Annotated in this window: 4 protein-coding genes and 1 pseudogene; 3 read left to right on the top strand and 2 right to left on the bottom strand. The window is 62.4% G+C overall.

Features of this window, described 5'->3' with window-relative positions:
- Positions 1 to 241, top strand: a pseudogene (locus tag EOC06_RS42880) (long-chain fatty acid--CoA ligase); the annotation flags it as partial.
- A gap of 80 nt (positions 242 to 321) precedes the next feature.
- A complete protein-coding gene (locus tag EOC06_RS19310; protein ID WP_027035904.1) occupies positions 322 to 1,107 on the top strand; it encodes a DUF1499 domain-containing protein in 786 nt (261 codons plus the stop codon).
- Here the strand turns inward: EOC06_RS19310 and EOC06_RS19305 are convergent.
- A complete protein-coding gene (locus EOC06_RS19305) occupies positions 1,080 to 2,048 on the bottom strand; it encodes an MBL fold metallo-hydrolase (RefSeq protein WP_245469787.1) in 969 nt (322 codons plus the stop codon). The two genes, EOC06_RS19310 and EOC06_RS19305, sit on opposite strands and share 28 nt — an antisense overlap.
- A gap of 117 nt (positions 2,049 to 2,165) precedes the next feature.
- On the opposite strand from EOC06_RS19305, the gene EOC06_RS19300 reads away from it, so the two are divergent.
- A complete protein-coding gene (locus EOC06_RS19300) occupies positions 2,166 to 2,756 on the top strand; it encodes a biotin transporter BioY (protein ID WP_127320896.1) in 591 nt (196 codons plus the stop codon).
- 157 nt (positions 2,757 to 2,913) lie between these two features.
- Here the strand turns inward: EOC06_RS19300 and EOC06_RS40230 are convergent.
- The coding region (locus EOC06_RS40230; RefSeq protein WP_164898656.1) for a hypothetical protein at positions 2,914 to 3,538 on the bottom strand (625 nt) is incomplete at its 5' end.

The following is a 3,538-nucleotide window of genomic DNA, read 5'->3' as shown; positions in this document are numbered from 1 at the left end:
GGCAGCCATCGGCGTTCAGCATTCGAAATGGGGCGAACGGCCGCTGCTGGTCGTCGTCCGCAAACCGGGCAAGGAACCGACCAAGGCTGACATTCTCGGGTTCATGGACGGCAAGGTGGCCAAATGGTGGATGCCGGACGATGTCGCTTTCGTCGGCGAAATTCCGCACACCGCAACCGGCAAGATCCAGAAGATCACCTTGCGCCAGCAATTCAAGGACTATCGCTTGCCGACCGATTGACGCGATGGTGCATGTTTCGGCTTCATGCCATCGCAAAAAGGCACTAAGTCTCCGTTCGGGTTGGGGCAGCACGGAAAACGATGGTTAGCATTCCTGAACGGCAAACGTCGAAGGCGGCCGGCTGGTCGCGGCGCACGGCCGCTTTTTCGTTGGTGCTGCTGCTGACGGTCTTTGTGGGCCATCGCTTCGATCTCGTCGAAACTCCTGTCTTTCTGTGGGTGCTCGGCATTGTCGCGCTGCTGGCGGCGATGGCGCTGTTGTTTGCCGGGTTTGCCTTTTCGCGGCTGTGGAATTTCGGTGACCGCGGCGGCCGCGACCTGACGGTCGGCGCGCTGCTGGCACTGCTGGTGCTCGCACCCTACGGCGTCGCCGCCTACTGGGCGACGATCTATCCGCCGCTCAGGGATATCTCGACGGATTTCGACGAACCGCCGGCGCTCGACGTGAGCGACCGGACGAAGGATATGAACGTGCTTGCGCCGTCGACGCCTGGGGAACAGCGGCTGCAGGCCGATAGCTATCCGCTGGTCAGCGCACGCAGCTACGACCTGCCGTTCGAGACTGTCGTCAATGCCGTCGAAACCGTACTCGACCGGCGCGACTGGGAGCTGTCGGAGCCCTATCCCGATCTCGCCGGGCAAAGCGAGGTGACCATCACCGCCGTCGCCAAGGGCTTCGTGATCGGCCTTCCCGCCGATGTGGCGATCCGCGTGACGGACGATGGCGACACGGTCATCGTCGATATGCGGTCGGCATCCCGCTACGGCCGCTACGACCTTGGCGACAATGCCGCGCGCATCACCGAATTCCTGGCGGAGCTCGACCAGGAAGTCGCCGGTCAGGTCGGCGCCGCGCCAGCCGAATAAGGCTTCGGCACTTGGCAGCGGTCCAGGTTGGCCTGTCCGGCCGGCGTGAAAATGCCGTCGATGGCCGGTGCGGCGTCGGTCACAACCAGGCCGCGCGCCGTCAGATCCTCGAGATGGGCAAGCACCGACAATCCGGCGGCGCCATGCAGCCGCGGGTCGGTGTCCCTGTAGATCGCCTTGACCATGTCCACGATCGTCCGGTCCCCCTCTTTGACCCGCTCCAGAATGGCGCGCTCGCGCATCTTGCGATGCGTCTTCAACCCGCGCATGAAAGCGCGCGGTGCTGTCACCGGCCCGCCATGTCCTGGCAACAGCAAGCGGTCCCCGCGTTCGATCAAGCGGTCCAGCGAGGCCATGTAGTCGGCCATCGCCCCGTCCGGCGGGGCGACGATGGAGGTTGCCCAGGCCATGACATGATCGGCCGAAAACAGGATGCCGGTTCCCTGCAGCGCGAACGCCGCATGATTGGCGGTGTGGCCCGGGGTCAGAACCGTCCTGATCGACCAGCCGTCGCCGTCGACCACCTCGCCGTCGGGCAGGGCGACATCAGGGATGAAAGCCGTGTCGGCACTGGCATCGAGCGCATTGGTCTCGCCGATATGCAGGGCTCTTGCCGGCCGGTGCGGCCCCTCTGCCAGCACGAGGGCGCCGGTGCGCTCTTTCAGCCGGGCCGCCAGCGGGGAGTGGTCGCGATGCGTGTGGCTGACGAAGATATGGCTGACCGGCCGGCCTGCGATCACCTCGATCAGGGTCCGCAGATGCGCCTCGTCCTCCGGCCCCGGATCGATCACCGCCAGCGTATCGCGGCCAACAACGTAGCTGTTGGTGCCGTGAAAGGTGAAGGGGCTTGGATTGCGGGCCGTGATGCGCTGGACATCGGGCGCGACATTCACCCCCTGGCCATAGAAGGGGTCGAAGCCGGTATCGAATTTCAGTGCCATGCATCGGTGCCTTGTTTCGGGAAACGGCAAAACCGATTGCCGCACAACACGCAAGCCAATATAGGAGGATGTGAGGCCGCGAACATCGGAGTGCGGCAATCGGATTGGGGAAATACCATGGCAATTGCAACTACGATGCGTCCGCTTGTTTCTCTGGCTCTGCCGCAAAACGGCGCGGCGCGGCTGGCAACGCAGCTTTTCCTGGCCATCGCCGGAACGCTTGTGCTGACACTGTCGGCCAAGACCAAGGTAATGCTCGGGCCGGTCGACATTTCGATGCAGACGCTGGCCGTGCTGCTGATCGCCGCCGCCTTCGGCATGCGTCTCGGCGTCGCCACCCTGCTGCTCTACATGGCCGAGGGCGCCATGGGCTTCCCCGTCTTCCAGAGCACGCCTGAAAAGGGTCTCGGCATTGCCTACATGCTCGGCTCGACCGGCGGCTATCTCGCCGGCTTCGTGGTCATGGCGGCAATTGTCGGCTGGGCGGCGGATCGCGGCTGGGACCGCCATCCGATCAAGCTTTTCAACGCCATGCTGGTTAGCGAAGTCGTCATGATGGCAATGGGCTTTGCCTGGCTGGCGCTGCTCATCGGTCCGGAAAAGTCGTGGCAGTTCGGCATCGTGCCGTTCATCGTCGGCGACCTGATCAAGGTGGCGCTCGCGGCAAGCCTGGTGCCGGCCGTCTGGACGCTGCTGAAGCGCGGCTGAAGCGCGCGATCGAAGAAACGGCCAGGGGCAATCAAGCCACTGGCCGGAGCGGCGTCACTGGCGGATTTCCGGTCTGATGTCCGCCAACCTCGATAGATTGTCGGTTATATCGCCCTAACGCTGCGACATCTTCAGTAATGATCATTAAGCCGCTTTATTAGCCCAGGCTTTTCAATTTCCCGAACTGTTGATCTGAGAAATAGATGCTTGCTGGCGCGGCCGCGCTGTCGTAGCTCTTGGTCTTCGACTGTATCGAATCGCCGGGGGGCGAGACGTCCGATTCGTTGTTGTGAACGATCAGGTCAGATGCATTATCGCGCTGGTCTGTCGCCGATACGGCAGCTTCGGGGAAGGGGGGAAGACGTTGAATGTCGCAGCGTCGACTATTGTCGGAAGCCGGCACTTCCTGTTCAGGATTCGGTTTCAACTGCTTGGCGGACTGACATTCGCGATTTTTGCGCCGGCGATCATCCGGATTGTCTTCAATCCTGAATTCATCTATTCGGCCAATCTTCAGGTAACAGTAGCCGCTGCGGTCATCGCGCACCTTGTGGGCTTCTTGTCTTATCGCCGCATCGGAAATTTCCCGGGCGTGGCCGCGGCAAGTTACATCTTGCCGACATTTGCCCTGTCCTACGGGGCTGTTTTCCTGACCATCTTCTTTTTTCGGTTCGAGTACAGCCGGTTTCAGGCTGCCGCCAGTTTCACGCAGTCCACGCTCTGGTACTTCGGCCTGAGCCTGTTGACGCGGCGTCTCGATCCGTACCGGCTCGTGGTGATTC

The sequence above is a fragment of the Mesorhizobium sp. M7A.F.Ca.MR.362.00.0.0 genome, assembly GCF_004023175.1.
Classification (GTDB): domain Bacteria; phylum Pseudomonadota; class Alphaproteobacteria; order Rhizobiales; family Rhizobiaceae; genus Mesorhizobium.
This window is presented reverse-complemented; position numbering and strand designations above follow the sequence as displayed.

What these genes read in the sequence shown, in the direction of transcription:
- EOC06_RS19310 (WP_027035904.1), top strand. Translation starts at nt 322, where the DNA reads ATGGTTAGCATTCCTGAACGGCAAACGTCGAAGGCGGCCGGCTGGTCG.
- EOC06_RS19305 (WP_245469787.1), bottom strand. Translation starts at nt 2,048, where the DNA reads ATGGCACTGAAATTCGATACCGGCTTCGACCCCTTCTATGGCCAGGGG.
- EOC06_RS19300 (WP_127320896.1), top strand. Translation starts at nt 2,166, where the DNA reads ATGGCAATTGCAACTACGATGCGTCCGCTTGTTTCTCTGGCTCTGCCG.